Consider the following 24,077-nt stretch of genomic DNA (forward strand, 5'->3'; position numbering starts at 1 on the left):
CCGAAGACGATGGTGAAGCGGGCGAGGACGGCGGCGATGCGTCGTCGGGCCTTGTCGGCGGCGAGGGCACTGCCGGGGGATGGCGGCCCGCTCTGCTCCAAGATTTGGGAATGCCACGCCGCGATTCAAGTGCTTCGTCAGGGTGCCTTAGCGTTCCGCGTTCACAAGAGCGCGAGCGGGCTGCTCCCGAAGGCTCACTTCGAATTCGGCAGGTAGTAGTTGATCTTGAAGTTCTTGGGATCGGCCGGCTTGCCGGTCTCGACATCATAGATGGCGACCGACGTGTCGAGCCCCTGGGAATCCGTGACCACCCACTGGCGCAGCGCCAGCGTGCGGCTGTCGAAGATGAGCTTCAGGCTGCCATCGCCAAGGCTGGAACTCTGGGTGAGGACGAGGGCGACGAGATCCTGTTCCTCGGTCATCTGCCGGACGATATTGGCCGAGGTCAGGTCGACCCCGTCGGAAAGCAGATAGCGCAGCGGCGTCTTCGACAGCGGATAAAGGTCCTGCGTCATCACCTTGGCGTCGAGCACCGACACCTGGTTGCCGTCGCAGATGACGTCCATCTTCACGGGCGGGCTGTAGTGGAAACGCAGCTTGCCCGGCTTGGAGATGAAGAACACGCCCTCCGATTCCTCGCCGTTCGGGCCGTACTGGATGAACCGACCCTGCATGGTGCGGATGGCGTTGAACGAATCGCTGATCTTTTTCAGCGTCGCCGCCTGCTGGGCGGAGAAAGCGGCGAAGGCCGGTCCTGCGAACATCCCGGCCGCGGCGACGCCGGCCATGGTTGCGAAGAAGGTCCTGCGGGTCGGGCGGGCAGCCCCTGCGAGCGTCACGATCGTCATATCCTTCGTGTCGTGGCCGCCTGTGCGACCGTCTTCCCCGTCACCCCGCCAGCTAGTGGTCCAGCATGGCGATTTCGCGGCGGCGGTCAGAAGCGCTCCGCCTCGTTCTCGACCATGATCTCGCGTTTGCCGGCATGGTTGGCCGGGCCGACGAGCCCCTCCTTCTCCATGCGCTCGATGAGCGAGGCGGCACGGTTGTAGCCAATCGAAAGCCGGCGCTGGATATAGGAGGTCGAGGCCTTGCGGTCGCGAAGCACCACGGCCACCGCCTTGTCGTAGAGATCGTTCGACTCCTCGCCGCCGACAAGGCCCGACGACGCATCGCCGCCGTCCTCGCCCGCTTCACCATCGTCTTCGGTGATCGATTCGAGATAATCGGGATGACCCTGCGTCTTCAGGTGGCGCACGATCTTCTCGACCTCTTCGTCACTGACGAACGGCCCGTGCACGCGCTGGATCCGGCCGCCGCCGGCCATGTAGAGCATGTCGCCCTGGCCGAGCAGCTGCTCCGCGCCCTGCTCGCCGAGGATGGTGCGGCTGTCGATCTTCGACGTCACCTGGAAGGAGATGCGCGTCGGGAAGTTGGCCTTGATCGTGCCGGTGATGACATCGACCGACGGGCGCTGCGTTGCCATGATCACATGGATGCCCGCGGCGCGCGCCATTTGGGCGAGCCTCTGCACCGCGCCTTCGATATCCTTGCCGGCGACCATCATCAGGTCGGCCATCTCGTCGATGATGACGACGATATAGGGGATCGGATCGAGCGGCAGTTCCTCCTGCTCGTAGATCGCCTCGCCGGTCTGCTTGTCGAACCCGGTCTGGATGGTGCGGTTCAGCACCTCGCCCTTCGCCTTGGCCTGGCCGACGCGGGCATTGTAGCCGTCGATATTGCGCACGCCGAGCTTCGACATCTTGCGATAGCGATCCTCCATCTCGCGCACGGTCCATTTGAGCGCGACGACGGCCTTCTTCGGGTCGGTGACGACGGGCGTCAGAAGATGCGGGATGCCGTCATAGATCGAGAGTTCGAGCATCTTCGGGTCGATCATGATCAGCCGGCAGTCCTGCGGCGTCAGCCTGTAGAGCAGCGACAGGATCATGGTGTTGATCGCGACCGACTTGCCCGAGCCGGTGGTGCCGGCGACGAGCAAATGCGGCATGCGGGCAAGATCGACGATGACAGGCTCGCCGCCGATCGTCTTGCCGAGGCTGATCGGCAGCCGCGCCTTCGACGTCTCGAAGTCCTCCGCCGCCAGCATCTCGCGCAGGAACACCATTTCGCGCCGCTGATTGGGCAGTTCGATGCCGATGGCATTCTTGCCGGGGATGACCGCCACGCGGGCCGCCACCGCGCTCATCGAGCGGGCGATGTCATCGGCAAGGCCGATGACACGCGAGGACTTGATGCCGGGCGCCGGTTCGAGCTCATAGAGCGTCACGACCGGGCCGGGCCGGACATTGATGATCTCGCCGCGAATGCCGAAATCGTCGAGCACCCCCTCGAGAACGCGCGCATTCTGCTCGAGCGCGTCGCTGTTGACGCGCGTCCGGGGATCGGCAGCCTTCGGTTCGGCGAGCAGGGCAAGCGCCGGCAATTCGAAGGTCTCGTTCGGCAAGAGCGAGGGCTGTGCCTCGGCGCTGACCCGCTTGCCCTGGCGAGGGCGCGGCGCCGGCGCGGTGACGCGGCCACTGGTCGGCAGCGGCGGCAGGACATCCTCGTCGTCGAGATCGGCGTCGAAATCGAGCGCCGTGGCGGCGGCGCGCTTGCCGGCACCAGGCTCGATGCGCGGCTCGCTCCGCCGGCCCCGGCGCGGTGCGGCATCGGGCCGGACTGGCGGCGCCGCATCGGCCCTCCGCCGCCCGAACATCCGCGCGATCCCGGCACGGGCCGAATAGCCGAAATGCGCCAGCGCGCCGAGCGGCACCGCGAAAAAGCCACCACCCTCATCCTCTTCGCCGATGAATTCGTCCGCGTCCTTGATCCCGGCGCTCCGTCGCGCCGAGGGCTTGGCCGCTGGGTTCACGACCGGATCGGTTTCCTTGGCCCTGCCCCCAATGAACCCGGCCGCATGCACCAGCAGCAGGCCCGCGAGCAGCACATAGATCGTCTGCGCGATCGTCGCGGCGCGGTCCTTGGGCGGCGAGCCAAGGATTTCGGCCGGAATACGGGCGACGAGATCGCCGAAGATGCCGCCCATGCCGGATGGCAGCGGCCAATGCGCCGTCACGGGCAGGAATGCGAGCGCGCCCGAAGCGGCGAGTGCCGCGAAGAGCCAGCTTGCCAGCATCACCTTCCGGAAAGGGCGACCACCGAACAGCGACCGCCAACCCCACAGAACGACCGGCAGCAGCAACACGATCGATCCGAGACCGAGGAACTGCATCAACAGATCGGAGATCACGGCACCGGGAAAGCCGAGAATGTTGGAGATCGGCTTCGCAGCTGCATAGGACAGCGAGGGATCGTCGACCGTCCATGTCGCAAGGCTGGCCGACACGGCCGCGACGCCCGCGAGCAGCGCAAGGCCGACGGCCAGGCTGACATGGCGCCCCAGGAACCGACGGAGGGCATCGCCCTCACCTGAGGGCATCGGGAGCGAGACGGATCGGGTCGGGCGCATGCTGGTCTTTGTCCCTCGAGGATCAGCCGAGCACCTGTGCCATGCGGCGCAGCGCTTCGGTCGTCGTCGCGATGTCCTGGACCATCGCGACACGGAGGAAAGAACGGCCGGGATTGTCGCCGGCGGCGGTTGGCAGGCAGAGATAGGCGCCAGGGATGGTACGGACGCCGACTTCGCGCCAGAGGCGAATCGCTGCCTCTTCGCCGTCGCCGACCTCGAGCCAGAGGAAGAAGCCGCCTTCCGGCGCGGTCACGCCAAGCAGGTCCTGCGCGAGCTCGAACTTCCGGTTGTAGAGGGCGCGGTTCTCGGCGACATGCGCCTCGTCGCTGTAAGCCGCGACAGCGACCGCCTGGATCGGCGTCGGAACCTGCGGCGCCGCCATGTTCCGCAGACGCGTCCAGTCCTTGAGAAAGACCGGATCGCCCGCGGCAAAGCCGGCGCGAAGCCCGGGCAGGTTCGAGCGCTTCGAGAGCGAATGGAATGTGACGATGTTGGCGAAGCCCCCGCCGAGCCCGGCCGCCGCTTCGAGCACGCCCGGCGGAGGCGTGCTGCGATAGATCTCGGAATAGCATTCGTCGGCGAAGATCATGAAATCATGCTGCCGCGCCGCCGCGATGAGGCCGCGCCAGTCGTCCGATGTCGCGACGCTTCCCTGCGGGTTGGTCGGCGAGGCGACGTAGAGCGCGATGGTCCGCGCCAGAATGTCAGGCGCAAGGCGCGAGAGATCGGGCAGATGCCGCTCGTCCGGGCCCGCATCGATCAGGACGATTTCGAGGCCCGCCGCTTCCGCGCCTGCCGCATACGCCTGATAGAACGGATTGGGCAGCAGCACGGCCGGGCGGGCGATGCCGGCGGCGCGTTCACGCGCACCGAGCGCGGCAAAGAACAGGCCCTCGCGCGAGCCGTTGAGCGGCAGCACCATGGTTTCGGGATCGACAGGGCTCGCGGCAAGGCCATAGCGGCGGTTGAGCCAGGCCGCGACGGTTGCCCGGAAGGCATCCGTGCCGCGGATCGCCGGATAGCGACCGAAAAGATCGAGATTGGCAGCGATGACCGGCCCGACAAAGGCCGGGATCGGATGCTGCGGCTCGCCAAGGCCAAGATTGATCGGCGCCAGGCCCGGCGCGATCCCGGCCAGCCTGTCGTTCAATTTCTGAAACGGCGAGATCGCCCTGCCGGCGCTCGTCGGGCCGCCCATATTGCCGATTCCCTGTCATGTTCCGATCACGACAAACCTAGGCGACGGGTGGTTAAGGCCGCTTTAACCATCGACCGCTCGACAGCCGCGAAATCGTCTGTGCCGCCGTCGGCCAAAAAAGAAGGGCCCCGGCGAGACCGGGGCCCTCTAGTCTTGGGAGGAACGTCATCCTGCGTGACCGCAGGCCGGGCAGCCGGCGCCCGACGGCGCCGGCCGAAGACTTTAGCTGTGATAGGCGCGCTCGCCATGCTCGACGATGTCGAGGCCTTCGCTCTCGACCTCGGGACGCACGCGGAGGCCGATGATGATATCGACGACCTTGTAGAGGATCAGCGAACCGACACCCGACCAGACCAGCGTGAACAGCACGGCCTGGACCTGGACCCAGAGCTGGTGACCCATCGTCACGCCCTCGGCATAGCCGACGCCGCCGAGCGATTCGGAAGCGAGGAAGCCAGTGCCGATGGCGCCGACGATGCCGCCGATGCCGTGCACGCCGAAGACGTCGAGGCTGTCGTCATAGCCGAATGCGTTCTTCACCGTGGTGACGAAGAAGAAGCAGACGATGGCCGCAACGAAGCCGAGGATGATCGCGCCGACCGGACCGGCGAAGCCGGCAGCCGGGGTGACCGCGACGAGACCGGCGACAACGCCCGAGATGGCACCGAGCATCGACGGCTTGCCGCGGACGATCCATTCGATGAACACCCAGCCGATAGCCGCACCGGCGGTGGCGACGAAGGTGTTGATGGTGGCGAGACCAGCGACCGAACCGGCCGAGAGCGCCGAACCGGCGTTGAAGCCGAACCAGCCGACCCACAGAAGCGAGGCGCCGATCATCGAATTGGTCAGCGAATGGGGCGGCATCAGATCCTTGCCGAGACCCTGGCGCTTGCCGACCATGATGCAGCCGACAAGGCCCGCGATACCGGCATTGATGTGAACGACCGTGCCGCCAGCGAAATCAAGCGCGCCGGCGGTGAACAGCCAACCCGTCGACTGCCAGACCGAGTGGGCGACCGGAATGTAGATGAAGGTGACCCAGAGGATCATGAACAGCAGCACGGCCGAGAACTTCATGCGCTCAGCGAAGGCGCCGACGATGAGGGCCGGCGTGATGGCCGCGAAGGTCATCTGGAACACGACGAAGACATATTCCGGAATGGTTCCGGAAAGCGTGTCCGGCTTGATCCCGGCGAGGAACGCCTTGGAGAGACCGCCGATGAAGGCGCTACCGTCGGTGAAGGCCAGCGAATAGCCGTAGAACACCCAGATCACCATCACGACGCTGGCGATCAGAAGGCACTGCATCAGCACCGAAAGCATGTTCTTGGCGCGCACAAGGCCGCCATAGAACAGCGCGAGGCCGGGCACGATCATCATGAGGACGAGCACGGAGGAGATCAGCATCCAGGCCGTATCGCCCGAATTCAGAACCGGAGCCGCGGCCGCAGCGGCGGGGGCCGCCTCGGCGGCCGGCGCTGCGTCCTGGGCGGAAGCGAACGCGGTCAGGCTGAGCAGCGTCCCGGCTGCTCCCATGAGAGAGTATTTGGCATTACGCAGATTCATCAGACCTCTCCTGTCGGACCGCTCTTCCGGTCGACTGATCCCATCGGCGATGGCGCGACCCATCCCCCGGCTCCTGGCTGTCATTTCATTTCGATCCGTCATCGTTGCCCTTGCTCGTGCTGTTCGTGAAATCCACTGGTTTCAAGCCCGAGCGTCAGAGCGCGTCGGTATCCGTTTCGCCCGTGCGGATCCGGACGGCCTGCTCGATCGAATAGACGAAGATCTTGCCATCGCCGATCTGACCGGTCTTCGCGGCGCCCGAGATGGCGTCGATCACCTTGTCGACCGACTCGGTTGCGACGGCGACTTCGATCTTCAGCTTGGGCAGGAAGCTGACGGCATATTCGGTACCGCGATAGATCTCGGTATGGCCCTTCTGCCGGCCATAGCCCTTGACCTCGGTGACCGTAAGGCCCTGCACGCCGATCGCGGTCAACGCATCGCGTACTTCGTCGAGTTTGAATGGCTTGATGATCGCCATCACGATTTTCATGTCTCAGTTCCCGTCTCTTTTTGCGGCGGGTGAACCGCAAGGATCGAATGGTCGACCGGCATGCCGCCCGATTGACGCCGCTGCGCCAGCCCATAGGGAATCAAGGTCCGTGCCAACTCTCGCAACTTCGGCAAAAAGTTCAAAAATCGCGCAAACCTCACCCGTGCCTGTCGCGAAAAGGACAAAATTTCTGGACGAACCGGAGGCAAAAAACTCAAATTGCCTATCTCTTAGGCAATATGTCGCCGCGTTTCGGTCAGTTCGCCGCCTGGTTGTTCACGGGTGGTCTTCTCTCGCCTGACGGACGAGCCCTTCCTGCGCGACGGAGGCGATGAGACGGCCAGTTCGATCGTAGAGCGCGCCGCGGTTGAAGCCCCGCGCGCCGCTGGCGGCTGGGCTGTCGCAGACATAGAGCAGCCAGTCGTCGAACCGGAACGGGCGGTGGAACCACATCGCGTGATCAAGGCTCGTCACCATCAGCCCGGCATCGAAGACCCAGCGCCCCTCGGCGATCAGCGTTGTGTCGAGCAGCGTCAGGTCGGAGGCATAAGCGAGCACGGCCCGTACGATCGCCGGATCGTCGGGCAATACCATCCTCGCGCGGATCCAGCTCGCCTGGCTCTGCTCGGCCCCGCTGCGGCCGAGAAATGCCTCAAGGTCGACGGGCCGGATCTCGATCGCGCGCGGCTTGCGCCAGAAGGCGAGCGCCGATGCCGGAGCCCGGTCGGCAAGGGCCGCCAGCAACGCGCTTTCATCGGGCAGCGTCTCAGGCGCCGGCACTGCCGGCATCGGTGCCTGATGGATGAAGCCGGCCTCCTCGATATGGAACGAGGCCGCCATCGCGAAGATCGCTTCGCCGGCCTGATGCGCCACAACGCGCCGTGTGCTGAAGCTACCGCCGTCTCGGATGCGCTCGACGGCATAGTCGATCGATGCGTCGGGGTTTCCTGGGCGCAGGAAATAGCCGTGCAGCGAATGCACCAGCCGCGTGGACTCGACCGTCCGCGATGCAGCGACCAGCGCCTGGCCGATCACCTGGCCGCCGAAGACGCGCCGCCAGCCCGGATCGACGCTGCGACCGCGGTAACGGTTGATTTCGAGCGGTTCGAGATCAAGTATTCCGAGGAGGTCGTCGGTCACCCTTGGCTGTCCCTCGTCCCAAACCCGCTCTGCGCACGTCATTCCTGTTGCGGCGCGGCCGGGACGGTGTCAAGCCGGGTCTCGAGACCCGCCAACCAACGGATCGAACATGACCGCGACCGATGACGCTGCCGCCCCGCCCCTCGACGTTCTCGTTGCCGGCGGCGGTTACGTCGGGCTGGCGCTGGCACTGGCGTTGAAGCGCGGCGCTCCGTCGCTCGATATCGCGGTCGTCGATCCCGCGCCGCAGGGCGCAGCGGCGCGTGACGGCCGCGCTTCGGCGATCGCCAGTGCAGCGCGCGAGATGCTCGCAGCACTCGGCGTTTGGCAGGTGCTGGAACCGATCGCCCAACCGGTCGAGGACATGATCGTCACCGACAGCCGCACGCGCGACCCGGTGCGGCCAGTCTTTCTCACATTCTCGCGTGAGGAAGGCAGCGCGGCGCCCTTTGCCCATATGGTCCCGAACGGCGCTTTGGTGGCCGCGCTTTCCGATGCCGCCGACCAGGCCGGCGTCACGCGCATCTCGGGCTGCGGCGTGACCGATTTCGAGACGGGCACCGCTTTCCAGCGCGTTACTCTGACGGACGGCTCGGTGAGACGCGCCCGCCTTCTCGTCGCGGCCGATGGTGCCCGTTCACGCCTCCGCGCGCTGGCGGGTATTCAGACCGTCGGCTGGGGTTACGGCCAGTCCGGCATCGTGGTCACGGTCAAGCATGAGCGACCGCATCATGGCCGGGCGGAAGAGCATTTCCTGCCCGCCGGGCCGTTTGCGATCCTCCCTCTGCCGGACAATCGCTCCTCGCTGGTCTGGACCGAGCGCACGGAAGCGGCCGAGCGGCTGGTGGCAGGCGATTCCTTCACGTTCGCCATCGAACTGGAGCGTCGCTTCGGCCATCATCTCGGTGCCATCACCGCCGAAGGCACGCCGCGCGCCTATCCGCTCGGGCTGATGATCGCCCGCCGCTTCGTCGGTCCGCGCTTCGCGCTTTGCGGCGATTCGGCACATGCCATCCATCCGGTCGCGGGACAGGGGCTCAATCTCGGCTTCAAGGATGCGGCAGCTTTGGCCGAAAGCGTGGTGGAAGCCGCCCGGCTCGGCTCCGATCCCGGCTCGGCGGAGGCGCTTGCGCGCTACGAGCGCTGGCGCCGCTTCGACACGGTGCAGATGGGCATGGTGACGGACGGGCTGAACCGCCTGTTCTCCAACGATAACCCGGCACTGCGCATCATGCGTGATGTCGGTCTCGGGCTCGTCGACCGGCTGCCCACCCTGAAACGCCGGTTCATCGGCGCAGCGGCCGAAGCCGATCCAGCGGCGCCTCGACTTCTGCGCGGCGAGGCGATCTGAGCTCGCTCAATCGTCGGCGAGCGGCCGTGCTTCGTCCGGCAGCATGATCGGGATACCGTCGCGGATCGGATAGGCGAGCCGGGCCGCGCGGCTGACGAGTTCCTGCCGTGCTTCATCGTAGGAGAGCGCCGTCTTGGTCACCGGGCAGACGAGCAGCTCCAGCATCTTGACGTCGATCCGGGCAGCGGGGCGTTCAAGCGCAACCATGTCAGGCCCTATTGCAGGAGCGGCGAGGGGCCGCCATCACCGCCCCGCGCCAGCGACATCTCGGTCAGCGCGATCAGCGTCTCCGCGCGGGCCCTGAGATCCGCGGCCTCGAGGAGCGCCTGCTTCTCGGCCGGACCATAGGGGCTCATCATCGACAGCGCGTTGACCAGCGTCTCATTCGAGGTGCGGCCGATATTGTCCCAATCCGCCTCGAGCCGGTTGGCTTCGAGATAGGCTCGGAACACATCCAGCAGCTTGGTGCGGTCGACGGCCTCGGCGCCAGCATTTTCGGCGAAATCGGAGCTGAACGCCTCGGTCGAGACGCGGCAGATCCGGAAACCGGCACGTCCAGGCAGCTCCTCCACGAGCTTGAATCGGGCAATACCCGTCAGACAGATCATGTAGCGGCCATCATCCGTCTCGGCATAGGACGTGACCCGCCCGACGCAGCCGATCGCCGACAGCGCCGGCTCGTCGCCGGCCGGCGCCGTCCCGGCCGGCTGGATCATGCCGATCAGCCGGTTGCCAGCCATGGCCTCGTCGACCATGGCGAGATAGCGCGGCTCGAAGATATTGAGCGGCATCTGCCCACGCGGCAACAGCAGCGCCCCGGCGAGCGGGAAGACCGGAATGCTGTCGGGAATGTCGCGCGGACCTTCATAATGGGCCTTGCCAACCTGCATGCGGAAATCGCCTTACGAAAACAGGATCGAGGACAACCGCCGCCGGCCAGAAAGCGTGGCCTCGTCGGTCGGTCCCCAGGCCTCGAACAGCTGGACCAGCTGCTTCCGGGCCTTGTCTTCTTCCCAATTGCGATTGGCGCGAACGATTTCAAGGAGCAGGTCGGTCGCTTCCTCGCGTTCGCCCTTGGCGTTCAAGAGGAGTGCCAGATCGAACAGCGCCGCAAAATCCTTGCGGTTTTCGGCAATGCGCGCCCTGAGTTCGCCTTCCTCGCCGAGTTCCGCCGTCTGCTCGATCAGAGCGAGCTGTGCCCGAACGGCCGCGATTTCCAGATCAGCCGCCTTCGCCTCGGGAACGCTGTCGATCAGCGCCTTGGCCTGCTCGACCTGCCCCATGGCAAGATGGCACCGCGCTAGACCCGCCAGAGCCTTGAGGTTTTCAGGCTCGGCCGCAAGAACGGCGGCAAAAAGCTGCGCCGCCTCGGCGACCGCACCGGCCTCGATCATGGCCCCCGCCTCGTCCAGCGCCGCCTCGATCTCCGAAGGACCGCCCGGACCGGCCAGCTTCTCGATGAATGCCTTGACCTGCCCCTCCGGTACCGCGCCCATGAAGCCGTCGACCGGTTGTCCGTCGACGAAGGCTATGACGGCCGGAATCGACTGGATCCCAAGCTGGCCGGCGACCTGCGGATGGTCATCGATATTCATCTTCACGAGCCGCACAGCGCCCTTGGCGCCTTTGACCACCTTTTCGAGCACCGGCGTCAGCTGCTTGCACGGCCCGCACCACGGCGCCCAGAAATCGACCAGCACCGGCTGGCGGCGCGATTCCTCGATCACGTCCTTGGCGAAGGTCTGCGTCGTCGTATCGCGGACAAGATCGGCGCCGCCGGGCGCGGGTTCCTGCTGGTAGGAAGAGCCGAAGCTGTAGCTGGGCTGGGTCATGAGCGTCACGCCTCGATTATAGGGCTGCCGGCATTCCGGCGCGTTTCCGGTGGTGAAGATGGAACTTCGCCGCGCGATTTACAAATCCGCCGCCGTCTCGGCAGCACCAAAACCGATGATGACCGGTTCATGCCCCGTCGCGCGCGCGAAAGCTGAGGAGATCGACAACCGCAAGGCAGGTCGACGCGGTGTTGACGAGAGGATGAAAGTTGGCGACCTCGCCGGAAAGGAAGCGCCGGTCGAGCACCAAAGTGACGCGTGGCGGCACATCGTTCAGAAGCGCAAACGGCGTCACCGAGCCGGGCGTGACGCCGAGGACATCCAGCAGCAATTCGGCCGAACCGAAGGAAAGCCGGCCCGACGCGCCGAGGGGCTCATGCAGCCGCTTCAGATCAATGACGCTGTCCTCGACCGCGACGACAAGGAAGACCCGGCCCTTCTTGTCCTTGAGAAAGAGGTTCTTGCTGTGAAGCCCGCGCATGCCCAGCCGGAGCTGTTTGCCGTCGGCAACGGTAAAGAGCGGTGGATGCTCGAGCGTCTCCGTCGCTATGCCGAGCCCCTCGAGAAAACGAAAGAGATCCGCGCGTGAGGCGCGAGTCGGCGGCCGGTCCTGATCATTCTGTGAGCGGGGATGCGAGTGCGGCTCGGGGTTGGACACAGGCTGTTCTCCGGCGCGAAACGCGCCGGAAACGGCGCTGCGCTGCTCTTCTAGACCCTCGCGCCAAGGCGGCCAATGGCCCCTGTGGATCGCCGGCAAATTGCCTGTTGCAATCCTCAGGACCTTAAGTCATAAGGTGCGCCGTCCGGCAGCGTCGGGCACGGAAGCGGGTGTAGCTCAGGGGTAGAGCATAACCTTGCCAAGGTTAGGGTCGAGGGTTCGAATCCCTTCGCCCGCTCCAAATTTTCAGGCAAATCAAGAAAATCGCCCTTCGGGGCGATTTTTGCTTTTTAGGCCTCTGGTTTCGTACGCGACGGCGAATGCCGGTTCCGGAACCGGGGTCAACGCGGCTGCGACGAGCGGCCAGATCGACGTTTGCGTCCCCCGAAGGCCAAGCCCGAAACGCGAACCTGCCGTCTCAGCAAGCCCCCTTCGACTGAATCAAGCCGTGCTGCCCGCGCCCTCCCGGCCTGCACGCCGCCAGACGCGCCGCTTGGCCCGACACCACGTTCCCGCACGTCTTCGCAGTGCCCGCTTTTCCTCGTGACCCCGCCCGAGAAATTTTCCTGGCGAGCCGTTGACACACGTCAACAGGTGATCACTATAGGAAATATATTCGTTCAACGGAAATTTGGTTCCTATGGTGCAGCTTGTTTCTTGCAGCGGCATTGGACGCGCTGATCGCAGACCCGCGCCAGATCGCTGCATCGAAGCGAGCGACTGGCTGTTCTTCCACGATCCCCGTTGCCGTTGAACGCCGGCGTCCTTTCACGCTGAAACGAACGCTTCCGCCAAGGATCTGCATCCGAGGCCGCCCAGGACTTTCACGGAGACAAGCATGGCAACGCGGATCGGCGTCGATATCGGCGGTACATTCACGGACCTCGTCTATTACGACGAGGCCAGCGGACAGACGACCGAAGGCAAGGTGCCGACCGTGCCGCATGCACCCGAGGAGGGTGTCGTCGCCGCCATCAAGGGCCATGTTCCCCCCGCCGTCATTGAGGCAGCGGAGTTCTTCCTGCACGGCACCACCGTCGGACTCAACGCGCTGCTGGAGCGGCGCGGCGCCAAGGTGGGGCTCATCGCGACCGAAGGATTCCGTGACGTGCTGGAGATCCGGCGCGGCGATCGCACCGAGATGTACAATCTCTTCTGGCAGCAGCCGGCTCCGCTCGTGCCACGCCGCCTGCGCCTGGAAGTGCCGGAGCGGATCATGGCCACCGGGCAGGTCTTCCGTGCGCTCGATGAGAGCGCGGTCGCCCCGATCGTCGCGGCCTTTGCCGCCGAAAACGTCGACAGCATCGCCGTCTGCCTGATGAACGCTTATGCCAATCCCCAACATGAGCTCAGGATCGAGGCGCTGATCCGCGAAGCGGGCTTCACCGGTGGCATCTCCCTCTCGCACCGGATTTCGGGCGAATACCGGGAATATGAGCGCACCTCGACGACGGTCATCGATGCGTTCGTCCGCGCCCGCATGTCCAACTATCTCCGCCGCCTCGACGAGCGGCTGCGCGACCTCGGTTTCAGGGGCACCAGCCTCATCACGCGTTCGGGCGGCGGTTCGATGACCTTCGCCGAGGCCGAGGAACGCCCCTTCGAGACCATTATGTCAGGCCCGGTCGGCGGCGCGCAGGGCGCGAGCGAACTGGCAACGGCCCTCGATATCCGCGCGCTCATTACCGCTGATGTCGGCGGCACCAGCTTCGATACGGCGCTCATTCTCGATGGCGCGGCGCAGGTTCTGTTCGAAGGCTCGATCGACCAGATGCCGGTCCAGACGCCCTGGGTAGATGTGCGCTCGATCGGCTCGGGTGGTGGCTCCATCGCCCATGTCGATATCGGCGGCCTCATGCGGGTCGGTCCGCGCAGCGCTGGCGCCGTTCCCGGCCCCGCCTGCTATGGCAAGGGCGGAACGGAGCCGGCGATGACCGACGCGGCCGCGACGCTCGGCATGCTCGGCACAGGCAAACTCGCCTCGGGCATCAATCTCGCTTTCGACAAGGCGGCGGAGGCCGTCGAGCGTGTCGGCACGGCGATCGGCCAGAATGTCGAGGCGACAGCCGTCGGCATCATGCGCATCTCCGCCTCTGCCATGGCCAATGCGATGCGCGAAGTTTCGGTCGAGCAGGGCCTCGATCCGCGCGAGATGACACTGCTGCCCTTCGGCGGCGCCGGCCCCTTGATGGCCTGCCTGCTTGCCGACGAACTCGGCATGCAGCGCATTGTCGTTCCGCCGCTGGCCGGCAACTTCTCGGCCTGGGGCCTGCTCGGTGCCGACATGGTCCAGGCCGCCGCGCGGACGCGCATCATGCCGCTCGCCGAGGAGAACCTCGCGACCGTCAACGCAATCCTCGCCGAACTCTTCGAATCGATCGGCAGTCGCGGTGCGCATCTGGGCCGCGATGCCGAACAGTCGGCGCGGCTCGATCTCCGCTACCGCGGCCAGGAGCATTGGCTGTCGATCGACGTCGAACTGAAGGACCGCACGATCACCGGTTCCGTGAGTAGCATCGCCGACCGCTTCCGCGCCGAATATGCGCGCAGCTTCGGCAGCACGATGAATGACGGCATCGAGATCGTCTCCATCCGCGCCAATTCGCGCATTCCTCTGCCGCGCCGGCAGATGACGCCGCGCCCCGTCGAGGCGAGCGGCGCTGCCAGCGAGGCCTTCGAGGCTTATTCGTTCCGGCTCGGCAAGCGCGTGCCCTTCCGCCTGATCGATCGTGCCGCGATCGACGCCACGCTCGACGGTCCGGCGATCGTCACCGAGAGCACGGCGACCCTCTATATCGACGCCGGCTGGCAGGTTCAGACCGGCGCCATCGGTGAACTCATCCTCGAGCGGAAGGCGCTGAACTGATGAACGCCCGCAGCCCCCTCATCCACAAGGCCGGCATCGCCCGACGCACCGGAGAGCACAACGCCGACCCGATCACGACCGAGGTCGTGCGGCACGCGCTGAATTCCGCCGCCAACCAAATGAAGCGTGCGCTGGTCCGCACTGCCTTCTCGCCTGTTATCTATGAAGTGCTCGATTTCGCCGTCGCGATCTACGATCCGGAATACCGGCTGCTTGCTCAGGCGCCGAGCCTGCCGATGTTCATGGGAACGCTTAACTTCTGCATCGAGGCGGCGGTCGAGGCCATCGGCGGGCGCGAGAAGCTCTATGACGGCGATATCCTGATGTACAACTGGCCCTACGGGACCGGTTCGCATCCGCAGGATCTTGTCGTGATCATGCCGGTCTATCTGCGCGGCGAAACGCTGATCGGCTACACCGCGATCAAGGGGCACTGGCTCGATATCGGCGCCAAGGACCCGTACTGCACCGACACGGTCGACGTGTTCCAGGAGGGAACGGTCTATCCAGGCGTCAAGATCTATAAGCGCGGCGAGCTCAACGACGACATCTACCGCATGATCCTCGCCAACAGCCGCGTGCCGAAAGCGGTGGCGGGCGATCTTGACGCACAGGTCACCGGCTGCCGCGTCGGCGCGCGCAGCTTCCTTGAAGTCGTGGAGCGCTACGGACTTGAGGGCTTCACGGGCGCAATCGAAGCGATGTTCGATCATGGTGAGCGCGTCGTGCGCAGCTATTTCGAGAAGATCCCCGACGGTCGCTATGTCGGCCGCGGCGAGATGGACGACAACGGCGTCACCAAGGACAGCATTCCCTTCGAGATCGCCGTCGAGGTTTCGGGTTCAAACGTGCGCATCGACTTCTCGCATGTCCCCGACGAGCAGGGCGGTCCCGTCAACAGCCCGCTGCCTTCGACGATCTCGGCGAGCCGCGTCGCCATCACCATGCTGGCCGGCTATGGCGAGGCGCCGCATGAGGGGCATTTCCGCCCGATCGAGGTCGTTACCCGTCCGGGCTCCATGTTCCATCCCGAACCGCCGGCGCCGTGCTTCCTTTATGGCTGGCCAGCGCTGCAGGCGATCGAAGTGATCTATAACGCGATCTCCAAGGCGCTGCCGAAGGCCGTGCCGGCTTCCTCGGGCGGCTGCATCTGCTCGGTCGTCTGGTGGGGCCGCCGCGAGGCGACGGGCGAACCTTGGGCCGACGGCGCACCGCATCCGACCGGACAGGGCGCATGGGATGGCGGCGATGGCGGCACCATGCTGCACATCTCCGAATCCGCCACCCGCTTCACCCCGATCGAAGTCTGGGAAGCGCGCAATCCCTGGCTGATCGAATGCCTGGCGCTGGCCCAGGATTCGGGCGGTGCCGGTCGCCACCGCGGCGGCGCCGGCCTTGAGCTGCATTTCAGGATGCTCGAGGAGACCAACATCACCACGGTGTTCGAGCGCTCCAAGAACAAGCCCTGGGGTCTCGAAGGCGGCGGTGAGGGACGGGCCAACAATGCCCGCGTCCGCATGCCGAGCGGTGAAGTCCTGGATATTCCGAAAACCACCCGCTTCGTCGTGCCAAAGGATGGCGTGCTCGAGCTGAAGACCGGCGGCGGCGGTGGCTACGGTCCGCCGTCGGAGCGGCCGAAGGCCATGGTCGAGCATGATCTGCGCGAAGGCTATATCTCGGCGGAGTTCGCCGCGCGGCACTATCCGCAGGCCAGCTGACGAAGCCGGGCCGATACCGGCAGCCGAGCCGCCGGCACCGCGCCGGCGGCGTCCGGCCAAATCCAGCGCCTTGCCGCTGCGCTTGGCCGCGATCGAGACTTCTGGAAGGAACCACGTCCATGGCAACCGAGACCACCGCGGACCCTGGCGTTCAGGCGACGGCCGATGCCCGCCTCTCGCTTGATGCCGTGGCCGCGCTGGCGCGCCGGATCCTGCTGGCGAACGGCGTTTCGGCGGCACAGGCGGAGCCGATCGTGCGCACCGTGACCGCTGCCGAACGCGACGAATGCCGCTCGCACGGTCTCTACCGTCTACTCACCTATATCCGGTCCGTTCGTCTCGGCCAGGCCGACGGCAATGCAGAGCCGACCGTGCATGACGATGGCGGCGCGCTCGTCCGCGTCGAAGGCTATCGCGGCTTCGCGCCGCTCGCCTTTGATCGCGGGCGCGCGCTGCTCGTTGAAAAGGCACGGCGGAACGGCATCGCGGCGCTCATCATGCGCGATTGCCATCACAATTCCGCCCTCTGGGCCGAAGTCGAGCCGCTGGCGGCAGAGGATGGCATCTCGGCCATTGCGTTCAATCCGACCCATAGCTGGGTGACGCCATCAGGCGGATCGCGGCCTCTGTTCGGCACCAATCCAATCGCCTTCTCCTGGCCCCGGCCCGGCGCCGAGCCGTTTGTCTTCGACTTCGCGACCAGCGCGGTGGCGCGGGGCGAGATGGAGCTTCATCGGCGCGGCGGCAGGCCGATCCCGCTCGGCTGGGCCGTCGATGTCGATGGTCAGCCGACGACAGACGCTGCCAGCGGCCTCGACGGCGCGATGCTGCCCTTCGGCGGCTATAAAGGCACCGGCATCCAGATCATGATCGAACTCTTGGCCGGGGCCATGATCGGCGATGCAATGAGCTATCAATCGTCGATCGCCGATGCCGGCCATGGCGGCGTGCCGCTGCACGGCGAACTGATCATCGCCTTCGATCCCGTCCGCTTCCGCGCCGGACGCGATGGCGATCCGTTTGGCGACGCCGAGGGGTTGTTTGAACGCTTTGGCGCGCAGCCGGGCGCACGACTGCCATCGGAGCGGCGCTACGCCGCCCGCCGCCGGACGGCCGTCGCGGGCGTCCTTGTGCCTCGGGCGCTGCATGACGAGCTCGCCGCTCTCGCCTGATTTCTGCGGACCCTTTCAGCCGCGGAGCGCAGCCAATGTCAGCGGGTCCACGACGCCGCCGCACCAGCGGGCGAGCGCAGCATGGAAGCGGCTCTCGGGATTGCCGTCCGCAACGGCGAACAGCGTCATCGACGAGCGGAACTTCATGTCATCCGGCGAGCCGAACAGCGCATGAAGCGAGGGCGCCTCGGCCGCCAGCGCCAGCTCCGTCGCTTCAGCGAGGCGCTGGCCGAGCAGCGGATGGGCGAGATAGGCCCGCGCTTCGGCCAGCGAACCGATGCCATAGAACAGCGCCGTCTCGGAGCGACCGAGCGCCCGGAGCTGCGGAAACACGAACCACATCCAGTGGCTGCGCTTGCGGCCGGCGCCAAGTTCCGTGACGACGTCGGGCCAGACCGGCGTCTGGGCGTTCACGAAACGCTGCAGGGCAAAGCCATCGGCTGGATCGCTCATCGGCCGCTCCGCCCCTGCCCGCCGCCAAAGCCGGACGCGGGGCCGGATGGTCCTGCCGTGGCGAAGAGATCGGGCTCTTCCGGCGGCGGTTCGGGGCCGAACACGCTCATGCCGCCATAGTCATGCGAGCGCTTGCGCTCATCGGCGACGAAGGCATCGAAATCCGGTCCGCGCGCGTCACGCTCCATGCGGCGAGTCGCATCGTCGAGCCTGCGGATCGCTTCGAGGCGTTCGTCATTGCCGAGTTTCGCCTTGTTCATCGCCGATTTGAGCACGCCGATCGTCTCGTCATAGACCTTGAGCGGCACCGGATAGGGGTGGCGATCCTTGCCGCCATGCGCGAGCGAAAAACGCGCCGGATCGGCGAAGCGGCACGGCGCGCCATGGATGACCTCGGCGACCAGTGCCAGCGAGCGGACCGTCCGCGCACCCACCCCCGGCACCATCAGCAGATCCTGGAAATCCTTCGGTCCGCTTTCGGCTGCCGCAGCCAGCGCACCATGCAGGCGTCGCATGATGACGTCCTTCGGCCTGACATCATGGTGTTCGGGCATGACGAGATGCGGCAGCAGCGGAGCCTCGGGCGGCGGCGGTGGCGTCGCTGGCAGACCGGCAAGCGCCGCGGCTTCGCGCACGATGCCGTCCGGGCCCATGTCCTTCAGCAGGTCGATCTGACCAAGCCGGGACGCCGCCGCGCGGTGGTCGGTGAGGTTGACGATCTCGCCCTGCCCGCGCCCGTCGATAGCGGCATGCGGCGCATCGACAAAACTGTTCAGTCCCTCGGAGAGCCAGTGATAGCGACGGGCGAGTTTGGAGTCCCCATTCATGCCCTGCTGCACGACCACCCATTGGCCGTCATCGGCCACGATGAAGCCGTGCAGATAGAGATCGAAGCCATCCTGCACCGCCGCGCTGTCGACCTTGGCGACCAGCCGGCTCGCTGCCGCCAGCGCCGCGCCGTCGAAACCGGCCCGCTGGCCCGCAGCGAGAAGTTCATCCGGCGTCTTGCGCGATTGCGCCCCGCGCCCGCCGCAGACGGTGAGGCCGAGTTCGTTTTGCAACGGGCCAAGGCCACGCTTCAGAGCGCCGATGACGCTGGTGGTGATGCCGGAGGAATGCCAATCCATGCCCATCACGGCGCCGAAGGACTGGAACCAGAACGGGTGGGCGAGGCGGCGGAGATATTCCTCGCGGCCATAGTGATGGACGATCGCTTCGGTGATGACGGCGCCAAGTTTCGTCATCCGCTGGCCGAGCCAGGCCGGCACGCGCCCGCCATGCAGCGGCAGATCGGCACTCCCGGCGCGGCGTCCCATCGAAATCTCCGAGAACGAAAGACGAACAGATTATTAGCACGCGCCGCCGGCGCTGCAAACCATTCAGTCCATGTCGAGGCGGTGCACCTTGACAGAAGGACAAACGCTTTCTGCGATCGGAATGAGGTGCTGGTGATGCGTCAGATAGATGACCTGTCCAACCTCGGCCATGCCGGCAAAAAGCCGGAACGCCTCCTCGGCGCGGAAATCGTCGAAGGTTTCCATGATGTCATCAGCGATGAAGGGAACCGAGCGGCGCGTCGACGCGAACTCGTGATAGCCGGCGACGCGGAGCGCCAGATAGAGCTGGTACCGCGTGCCCTTTGAAAGCTCGGCCGCCGCTTTCGAGCCGCCGCCGGCAACAAGCGCGATCAGCCTCTCGCCATCCTTGTCGGCCTGCGAAGCGAGGCCCGAATAGGCGCCGCGGCTGATGGTTCGGAAGGCGTCGGAAGCGCGCGCCATCATCTGGCTGCGGTGCTTCTCGCGATAGAGCCGCAGCGCCGCCTCGGCTGCACCGACACCGGCCCGAAGTCGCAGATAGCGAAGCGCGCCCTCCTCGATCTCGACGAGCACTGTCCGCCGCCGAGCCTCGATGGCTGCCACTGCGCCGTCGCCGCCAATCGCCGCGAGGCGGTCGGTTGCCGTGCTCCATTCGGCGAAGAGCTGCTGGCATCGGCCGACCAGATCCTCGAAGCGCTGCTGCAGCGCGGCTTTCTCCGCCGCCAGCGCTTCCTGTTCCGTCGCCGCGAGCACCCGTTCGGCCTCGTCGATATCGGTCATGCCGAGCGCCGCGGCGATCTCCTGTTCCGCCGCGCGGATCTCGGCCGAAAGCCGCGCCCGCTCCGAAATCGCCGCGAGATTCTGCGCCACTTCGGCCAATCCCTCGACGCCAAAATGCTCGGTCATGGCGTTGATCTGGCGCTTGATATTCACCTCGTCCCGCGCGAGTGCCGCTTCCGCATCGGCGTTCTCAGCGAGCCGATCCGACAGCGACTGCAATTCCTTCTGCGTGTCGCGGGCGGCGCGGATGCGGTTTCGCAAGCGCGTAGCCAAGGCTCCGGTCCCGTCGTCGCTCGCCATGCCGAGCCGCGACGCGACACTGTCCAGCGCCGTGCGATAGGCCGACTGATCGCTCTTCATCTTGGCGATGCGATCGGCAAGACCCGCGACCTTGCCGAGCGCGGTGCCAAGCGCCGTGAGCCCGTCAAGCATTTCGCGGATCGCGCCGACCGGCGGATCGACCGCAGCCAGCCAGCTGCCGGCAAGCGCCGCCTGCCAGTCATCCATCCAGGCGGCATCCGCTGCTGCCGCTTCCGCATGTGCCCGGACGCGCCGGTCCACCGCACGCTGCCGTTCCTCGACCTGAAGGCGCAAGGCTTCCGCCGCCGTGGCCGCCTCGAGCCCAGCCTCTGCGCCCATGCGCATCGTGTCGAGGTCGGCAACCGGGTCGAAGGTCGACCCCACGGCCTGAAGCGCTGCCGCAAGGCGTTCCTTTGCCGCCTTAGCGATGCCCTCGGCGTCGCGCCATGCAGTGTCAGCGGCCCGCAGCGCCGCGCGGGCTTCGAGCGCGCGCTCGCGGCGGCGCAGCCACGTCTCGAAGCCGCCGAGACCTGCCGCCTCCATCAGCCCGGGGACAAGCCGTCCGACGGCTGAAGCGATGCGCTCATGTTCAACCTGCAGCCGCGCACGTGCTGCCGCATGCAGTTCCGCGGCGCGCCGATGTTCCGCTTCCGTGATCGCATGGACCTGGGCGATCTGCCCATGGCGGGCCGTGTCCGCGACATAGCCGAGCCGCGCAGTCGTCGCGATATCGTCGCGCCGCATCGCAGCCTCGAACGCAGCGGCGCTTTCTTCATCAAGGAGGCTTCGATGGTGCGCCCAGGCCGTCTCGCGCTGCAGCCGCGCGCCCGCAGCTTCCTGATCGCTGCCCCGCCCCGCGAGTGCGGCGAGCGCAGCCAACTCGGCTGCCTCGCGTGCCAGCTGGGTGGCGAGGCGGTCGACATCACCCCGATACAGCGTCACCTCGCCGGCCGCGGTCTCCGATCTCGTCTTCCATGACGCGATCTCGGACGCGTCGGGCACGATCATCAGAGCGAGCGCCTCGGCATCGCCCTGCCACGGCGCAAGCGATGCAAGACCGTCGGCAACGGCCGCTTGGGCAACGGCGCGATCCCGATGCGCCCGCTGGCGCCGTCCGCCGATGTCCTCGGCGCGAAGGCTCTTCACGGTCGCCGCGAGCAGCGCCATGGCGTCGGAGGTCGGCGGCATTGGCGCGACGTCGCGGCCCTGCCGCGCCGTGGCCTCGGCAAGGTCTGCCTGCGCCGCCGCCAGTTCGGTCTCGGCCGTCGCGAGACGCTGAACGATACCGGAGCGCAGCTCCACCAGCGCCATCAGGCGCGCGGCCTGCGGCGCCGAGATCAACAGGCTCTGCGGATCGGGCGCATTCGCCTGTCCAATTCGGGCCAGCAGATCGGCGATCGTCCGTTCGGCCTCGGCGCGCTCAAGCTGCCGCGCCGGGAGGTCGCGTGCCGCCGTCATATGCCGGGCGGCGCGTTCGTCGAGCAGGTCGAAATTCTCGGCCTCGGCCAAGGCGTCCGGATCCTCGGCGAGCGCTGCCAGCGCCCGTTCGACCCCGGCGGCTTCGTCGCGGAGACTGGCCCGGCGCGTCGCCAGCGCCACATCCGCATGCTGCAGCGCCGGCAATTCGGCGGCCCAGCCGGCCGGCGGCTCCGGCAGATCAGCCAGCGGCGCCAGCTCGGCCCGTGCCGCACGGAGCGCGGCGAGGCGGGGCAGGGCGCCAAGCTGGCGCGTCAACGCCTCGATCTCGCCCTGGACCCGGCCGCGCTCGGCGGTCGCCGCGTCATAGGCGGTGCCCGCCGCCGTCTCGGCTTCGACGAGCCTTGCATGGGTCGAGGCGAGCGTATCGACCTGCTCGCGCTCGTCCTTGAGCATGACGAGCCGCGCTTTCAGATCCGCAAGGCCGGTCTTCCGCCCCGCCGGCTTGTGGAAGGCGTCCGCCTCCTGCTTCAGCCGTTCGAGGCGCTGGCCGAGCTCGGCAAGTCCGGCGCTGGCCGAAAACAGCAACTGGCCGAGATCACCGCGGCTCGCAAGGATGCTCTCGCCGCCAGCGACCAGCGTCTCATCGTCGAGCGAGAACATCGTCCGGTAGGCGTCACGCGTGATACCGCCAAGCTCGGCAAGGATCGCAGCGTCGGGCAGCACCTGGTCAGAGGAATCGAGCAGGCTGTTCTGCGGTTTCTTGATCCGCGTGAAGGCGCGTCTGTGCCCCTCGAGCTCGAGCGTGCCCTCGATCCGCATCGTCGCGTAGGGATGCAGGAAATTGTAGGGGCTCTGCGTGCCGATGCCATAGAGAAGGTCGAGCCAGGCGGCGAGCGTCGTCGATTTGCCGGCCTCGTTCGGGCCGTAGACGATATGGAGATCTGGCCCCGTCGCCGGACGCGCGCCGAAATCGAGCACGCGGCCGGTGAAGCGGCCATATCGGACGAGACCAAGCCGATCGAGGCGCATCAGCCGACGTCTCCCGGCGGCGCATCGGCCTGCAGCCGCGCCAGTACATCCTCGGCGCCATCGGCCGCGAGCGCCTCCATCAGCCGCGCGGCGGCCTCTTCGTCGACGCCGAGCAGATCGCGTAATTCAGCCGGCAATTGCCCGCGCAACTGCCCCGCCCATTCGCCGAGCGTCGCGCGATAGCCGGCGGTGCCCAGCACCTCGCTTTCAACCAGCCGCGCCAGTTCGACCAGCGGATCGGCACCGTCTCCGGTTGTGAGCGCCGGGTTGTCGACGCCGAGCACCAGCTTCTCGACATGCGCATCACCAAGACCGGCCGCTGCGGCATCCGCTTCGGCCTTGAGGAGATCGGCGTCGCGGCGCATGCGCCAGGCGAGCGGGGTTGCGCCCGCGATCTCGAGCCGCGCCACGAGATGCGGAGAGCGCGTGTCAGTGCGGGCAGCGCGCAGGGCCTGCCCGATTGCGGCGACGACATCCGGCCATTCCGAAAGTCCGGAAACATCGACGGCGACCCGGCGGAACTCGGCGATGCTGGTCAGCCTCTCCTCGACTCGGATCGAGCGATCATCCAGCACGGTGACGAGGCTGACCGATTTCGGCCCGGCCTCGTTGATGTCGCGCCCCTGCGGCATGCCGGCCATGACGACGGTGGCACTGCCGGCATGGGCGGCGCGCAGATGGATGTGCCCGAGCGCCCAATAGTCGAAACCATGCGCCTGAAGGTCGGCAAGGTTGCTCGGCGCATAGACGTCATGGCCGGGCGCGCCGGCGAGGCTCGTATGCATCAGGCCAATATTGACCGCATCGGCGAGTGGCGGGCGGTAGCCGGGCAGCAGGCTTTCCGGCGCATGCGGCTTGGCGAAGCTGAGCCCGTGGATCGTGATCGGCACCTCGCCGCGCGGCCGCTCGATCGCGACCGCCTCGGCCCGGCCGCGATAGAGCTTCACGCCAGCGGGAAGAACCAGTTCCTGCGTGATCTTCGACAGCGCATCATGATTGCCCCGGATGATGAAGGTCTGGATCCCCGCCTCGTCCAGCCGGCGAAGCTGGTCGGCGAGAAAGCGGGCCGTCTTCATCGAGGTCTGCTCGCCGTCATAGAGATCGCCGGCGATCAGCAGCGCATCGACACTCTCGGCGAGGGCAAGGTCGACAATGCCGACGAAAGCCTGCCGCGTCGCATTGCCGATCAGGTCTGCGAGCGCGGGATCACGCAGCGCCAGCGAGCGCAGCGGCGAATCAAGATGGATGTCCGCAGCATGGATGAAGCGATAGGCGGCGATCTCGGCTCTCCTCGTGGACGCGCTTGCATGC

18 protein-coding genes and 1 tRNA gene are annotated in these 24,077 nt (G+C 66.6%); 5 read left to right on the forward strand and 14 right to left on the reverse strand.

Annotated elements, in window-relative coordinates:
• Positions 1-194 precede the first annotated feature (194 nt).
• The 6 genes from LB518_RS16760 to LB518_RS16785 form a co-directional block, all read right to left on the reverse strand.
• Positions 195-848: a LolA family protein gene (locus LB518_RS16760; RefSeq protein WP_224578677.1), complete on the reverse strand. Its 654-nt coding sequence runs from the start codon at positions 846-848 to the stop codon at positions 195-197.
• 86 nt (positions 849-934) lie between these two features.
• A complete protein-coding gene (locus tag LB518_RS16765) occupies positions 935-3,472 on the reverse strand; it encodes an FtsK/SpoIIIE family DNA translocase (RefSeq protein ID WP_224578678.1) in 2,538 nt (845 codons plus the stop codon).
• 22 nt (positions 3,473-3,494) lie between these two features.
• Positions 3,495-4,670: an aminotransferase class I/II-fold pyridoxal phosphate-dependent enzyme gene (locus LB518_RS16770; protein WP_224578679.1), complete on the reverse strand. Its 1,176-nt coding sequence runs from the start codon at positions 4,668-4,670 to the stop codon at positions 3,495-3,497.
• Positions 4,671-4,892: 222 nt separating this feature from the next.
• The gene (locus LB518_RS16775) at positions 4,893-6,239 is read right to left on the reverse strand and encodes an ammonium transporter (RefSeq protein ID WP_224578680.1); all 1,347 of its coding nucleotides are present in this window, start codon (positions 6,237-6,239) and stop codon (positions 4,893-4,895) included.
• Positions 6,240-6,393: 154 nt separating this feature from the next.
• Positions 6,394-6,732 (reverse strand): P-II family nitrogen regulator, encoded by a 339-nt coding sequence (locus tag LB518_RS16780; RefSeq protein WP_224578681.1) that lies wholly within the window; start codon positions 6,730-6,732, stop codon positions 6,394-6,396.
• A 276-nt stretch (positions 6,733-7,008) separates the two neighbouring features.
• On the reverse strand, positions 7,009-7,872 hold the full coding sequence (locus LB518_RS16785; RefSeq protein ID WP_502845844.1) for an acyl-CoA thioesterase: 864 nt from the start codon (positions 7,870-7,872) through the stop codon (positions 7,009-7,011).
• Positions 7,873-7,981: 109 nt separating this feature from the next.
• On the opposite strand from LB518_RS16785, the gene LB518_RS16790 reads away from it, so the two are divergent.
• Positions 7,982-9,223 (forward strand): ubiquinone biosynthesis hydroxylase, encoded by a 1,242-nt coding sequence (locus tag LB518_RS16790; protein WP_224578684.1) that lies wholly within the window; start codon positions 7,982-7,984, stop codon positions 9,221-9,223.
• 6 nt (positions 9,224-9,229) lie between these two features.
• Here the strand turns inward: LB518_RS16790 and LB518_RS16795 are convergent, their stop codons facing one another.
• From LB518_RS16795 to LB518_RS16810, 4 genes are all read right to left on the reverse strand, one after another.
• Positions 9,230-9,430, reverse strand: coding sequence for a Trm112 family protein (locus LB518_RS16795; protein ID WP_224578685.1), 201 nt, complete (start codon positions 9,428-9,430; stop codon positions 9,230-9,232).
• A gap of 8 nt (positions 9,431-9,438) precedes the next feature.
• Complete coding sequence (locus LB518_RS16800; protein WP_224578687.1) at positions 9,439-10,113, reverse strand: LON peptidase substrate-binding domain-containing protein; 675 nt, start codon at positions 10,111-10,113, stop codon at positions 9,439-9,441.
• A gap of 12 nt (positions 10,114-10,125) precedes the next feature.
• Positions 10,126-11,055: a thioredoxin gene (trxA, locus tag LB518_RS16805; protein WP_224578689.1), complete on the reverse strand. Its 930-nt coding sequence runs from the start codon at positions 11,053-11,055 to the stop codon at positions 10,126-10,128.
• A 127-nt stretch (positions 11,056-11,182) separates the two neighbouring features.
• Positions 11,183-11,536, reverse strand: coding sequence for a YbaK/EbsC family protein (locus LB518_RS16810; RefSeq protein ID WP_353619967.1), 354 nt, complete (start codon positions 11,534-11,536; stop codon positions 11,183-11,185).
• Positions 11,537-11,879: 343 nt separating this feature from the next.
• Between LB518_RS16810 and LB518_RS16815 the strand changes: the two genes are divergently transcribed.
• The 4 genes from LB518_RS16815 to LB518_RS16830 all read left to right on the forward strand — a co-directional run bounded on the left by LB518_RS16815 (position 11,880) and on the right by LB518_RS16830 (position 17,469).
• Positions 11,880-11,954, forward strand: a tRNA-Gly gene (locus LB518_RS16815).
• Between the two features lie 597 nt (positions 11,955-12,551).
• On the forward strand, positions 12,552-14,579 hold the full coding sequence (locus LB518_RS16820) for a hydantoinase/oxoprolinase family protein (protein ID WP_224578690.1): 2,028 nt from the start codon (positions 12,552-12,554) through the stop codon (positions 14,577-14,579).
• Complete coding sequence (locus LB518_RS16825) at positions 14,579-16,297, forward strand: hydantoinase B/oxoprolinase family protein (protein ID WP_224578692.1); 1,719 nt, start codon at positions 14,579-14,581, stop codon at positions 16,295-16,297. Before LB518_RS16820 ends, LB518_RS16825 begins: the two co-directional genes overlap by 1 nt.
• A gap of 119 nt (positions 16,298-16,416) precedes the next feature.
• Positions 16,417-17,469 carry an Ldh family oxidoreductase gene (locus LB518_RS16830; protein WP_224578693.1) on the forward strand — a complete coding sequence of 351 codons (1,053 nt, stop codon included), beginning with the start codon at positions 16,417-16,419 and terminating at the stop codon, positions 17,467-17,469.
• Positions 17,470-17,484: 15 nt separating this feature from the next.
• Here LB518_RS16830 and LB518_RS16835 read toward each other — a convergent pair whose 3' ends face one another.
• From LB518_RS16835 to LB518_RS16850, 4 genes are all read right to left on the reverse strand, one after another.
• Positions 17,485-17,922 carry a DUF1810 domain-containing protein gene (locus LB518_RS16835; RefSeq protein WP_224578695.1) on the reverse strand — a complete coding sequence of 146 codons (438 nt, stop codon included), beginning with the start codon at positions 17,920-17,922 and terminating at the stop codon, positions 17,485-17,487.
• On the reverse strand, positions 17,919-19,238 hold the full coding sequence (locus LB518_RS16840; protein WP_224578697.1) for a DUF763 domain-containing protein: 1,320 nt from the start codon (positions 19,236-19,238) through the stop codon (positions 17,919-17,921). The genes LB518_RS16835 and LB518_RS16840 overlap by 4 nt, the downstream gene beginning before the upstream one ends.
• A 63-nt stretch (positions 19,239-19,301) precedes the next feature.
• Entirely contained in the window at positions 19,302-22,766 is a 3,465-nt protein-coding gene (locus tag LB518_RS16845; protein WP_224578698.1) for a YhaN family protein, read from the reverse strand.
• Entirely contained in the window at positions 22,766-24,046 is a 1,281-nt protein-coding gene (locus LB518_RS16850) for a metallophosphoesterase family protein (RefSeq protein WP_224578983.1), read from the reverse strand. The genes LB518_RS16845 and LB518_RS16850 overlap by 1 nt, the downstream gene beginning before the upstream one ends.
• Positions 24,047-24,077 lie beyond the last annotated feature (31 nt).

Source organism: Mesorhizobium sp. BR1-1-16 (assembly GCF_020165495.1).
Taxonomy (GTDB): Bacteria; Pseudomonadota; Alphaproteobacteria; order Rhizobiales; family Kaistiaceae; genus Kaistia.

What these genes read in the sequence shown, in the direction of transcription:
- LB518_RS16760 (WP_224578677.1), bottom strand. Translation starts at nt 848, where the DNA reads ATGACGATCGTGACGCTCGCAGGGGCTGCCCGCCCGACCCGCAGGACC.
- LB518_RS16765 (WP_224578678.1), bottom strand. Translation starts at nt 3,472, where the DNA reads ATGCGCCCGACCCGATCCGTCTCGCTCCCGATGCCCTCAGGTGAGGGC.
- LB518_RS16770 (WP_224578679.1), bottom strand. Translation starts at nt 4,670, where the DNA reads ATGGGCGGCCCGACGAGCGCCGGCAGGGCGATCTCGCCGTTTCAGAAA.
- LB518_RS16775 (WP_224578680.1), bottom strand. Translation starts at nt 6,239, where the DNA reads ATGAATCTGCGTAATGCCAAATACTCTCTCATGGGAGCAGCCGGGACG.
- LB518_RS16780 (WP_224578681.1), bottom strand. Translation starts at nt 6,732, where the DNA reads ATGAAAATCGTGATGGCGATCATCAAGCCATTCAAACTCGACGAAGTA.
- LB518_RS16790 (WP_224578684.1), top strand. Translation starts at nt 7,982, where the DNA reads ATGACCGCGACCGATGACGCTGCCGCCCCGCCCCTCGACGTTCTCGTT.
- LB518_RS16795 (WP_224578685.1), bottom strand. Translation starts at nt 9,430, where the DNA reads ATGGTTGCGCTTGAACGCCCCGCTGCCCGGATCGACGTCAAGATGCTG.
- LB518_RS16800 (WP_224578687.1), bottom strand. Translation starts at nt 10,113, where the DNA reads ATGCAGGTTGGCAAGGCCCATTATGAAGGTCCGCGCGACATTCCCGAC.
- trxA (WP_224578689.1), bottom strand. Translation starts at nt 11,055, where the DNA reads ATGACCCAGCCCAGCTACAGCTTCGGCTCTTCCTACCAGCAGGAACCC.
- LB518_RS16810 (WP_353619967.1), bottom strand. Translation starts at nt 11,536, where the DNA reads ATGCGCGGGCTTCACAGCAAGAACCTCTTTCTCAAGGACAAGAAGGGC.
- LB518_RS16820 (WP_224578690.1), top strand. Translation starts at nt 12,552, where the DNA reads ATGGCAACGCGGATCGGCGTCGATATCGGCGGTACATTCACGGACCTC.
- LB518_RS16825 (WP_224578692.1), top strand. Translation starts at nt 14,579, where the DNA reads ATGAACGCCCGCAGCCCCCTCATCCACAAGGCCGGCATCGCCCGACGC.
- LB518_RS16830 (WP_224578693.1), top strand. Translation starts at nt 16,417, where the DNA reads ATGGCAACCGAGACCACCGCGGACCCTGGCGTTCAGGCGACGGCCGAT.
- LB518_RS16835 (WP_224578695.1), bottom strand. Translation starts at nt 17,922, where the DNA reads ATGAGCGATCCAGCCGATGGCTTTGCCCTGCAGCGTTTCGTGAACGCC.
- LB518_RS16840 (WP_224578697.1), bottom strand. Translation starts at nt 19,238, where the DNA reads ATGGGACGCCGCGCCGGGAGTGCCGATCTGCCGCTGCATGGCGGGCGC.
- LB518_RS16845 (WP_224578698.1), bottom strand. Translation starts at nt 22,766, where the DNA reads ATGCGCCTCGATCGGCTTGGTCTCGTCCGATATGGCCGCTTCACCGGC.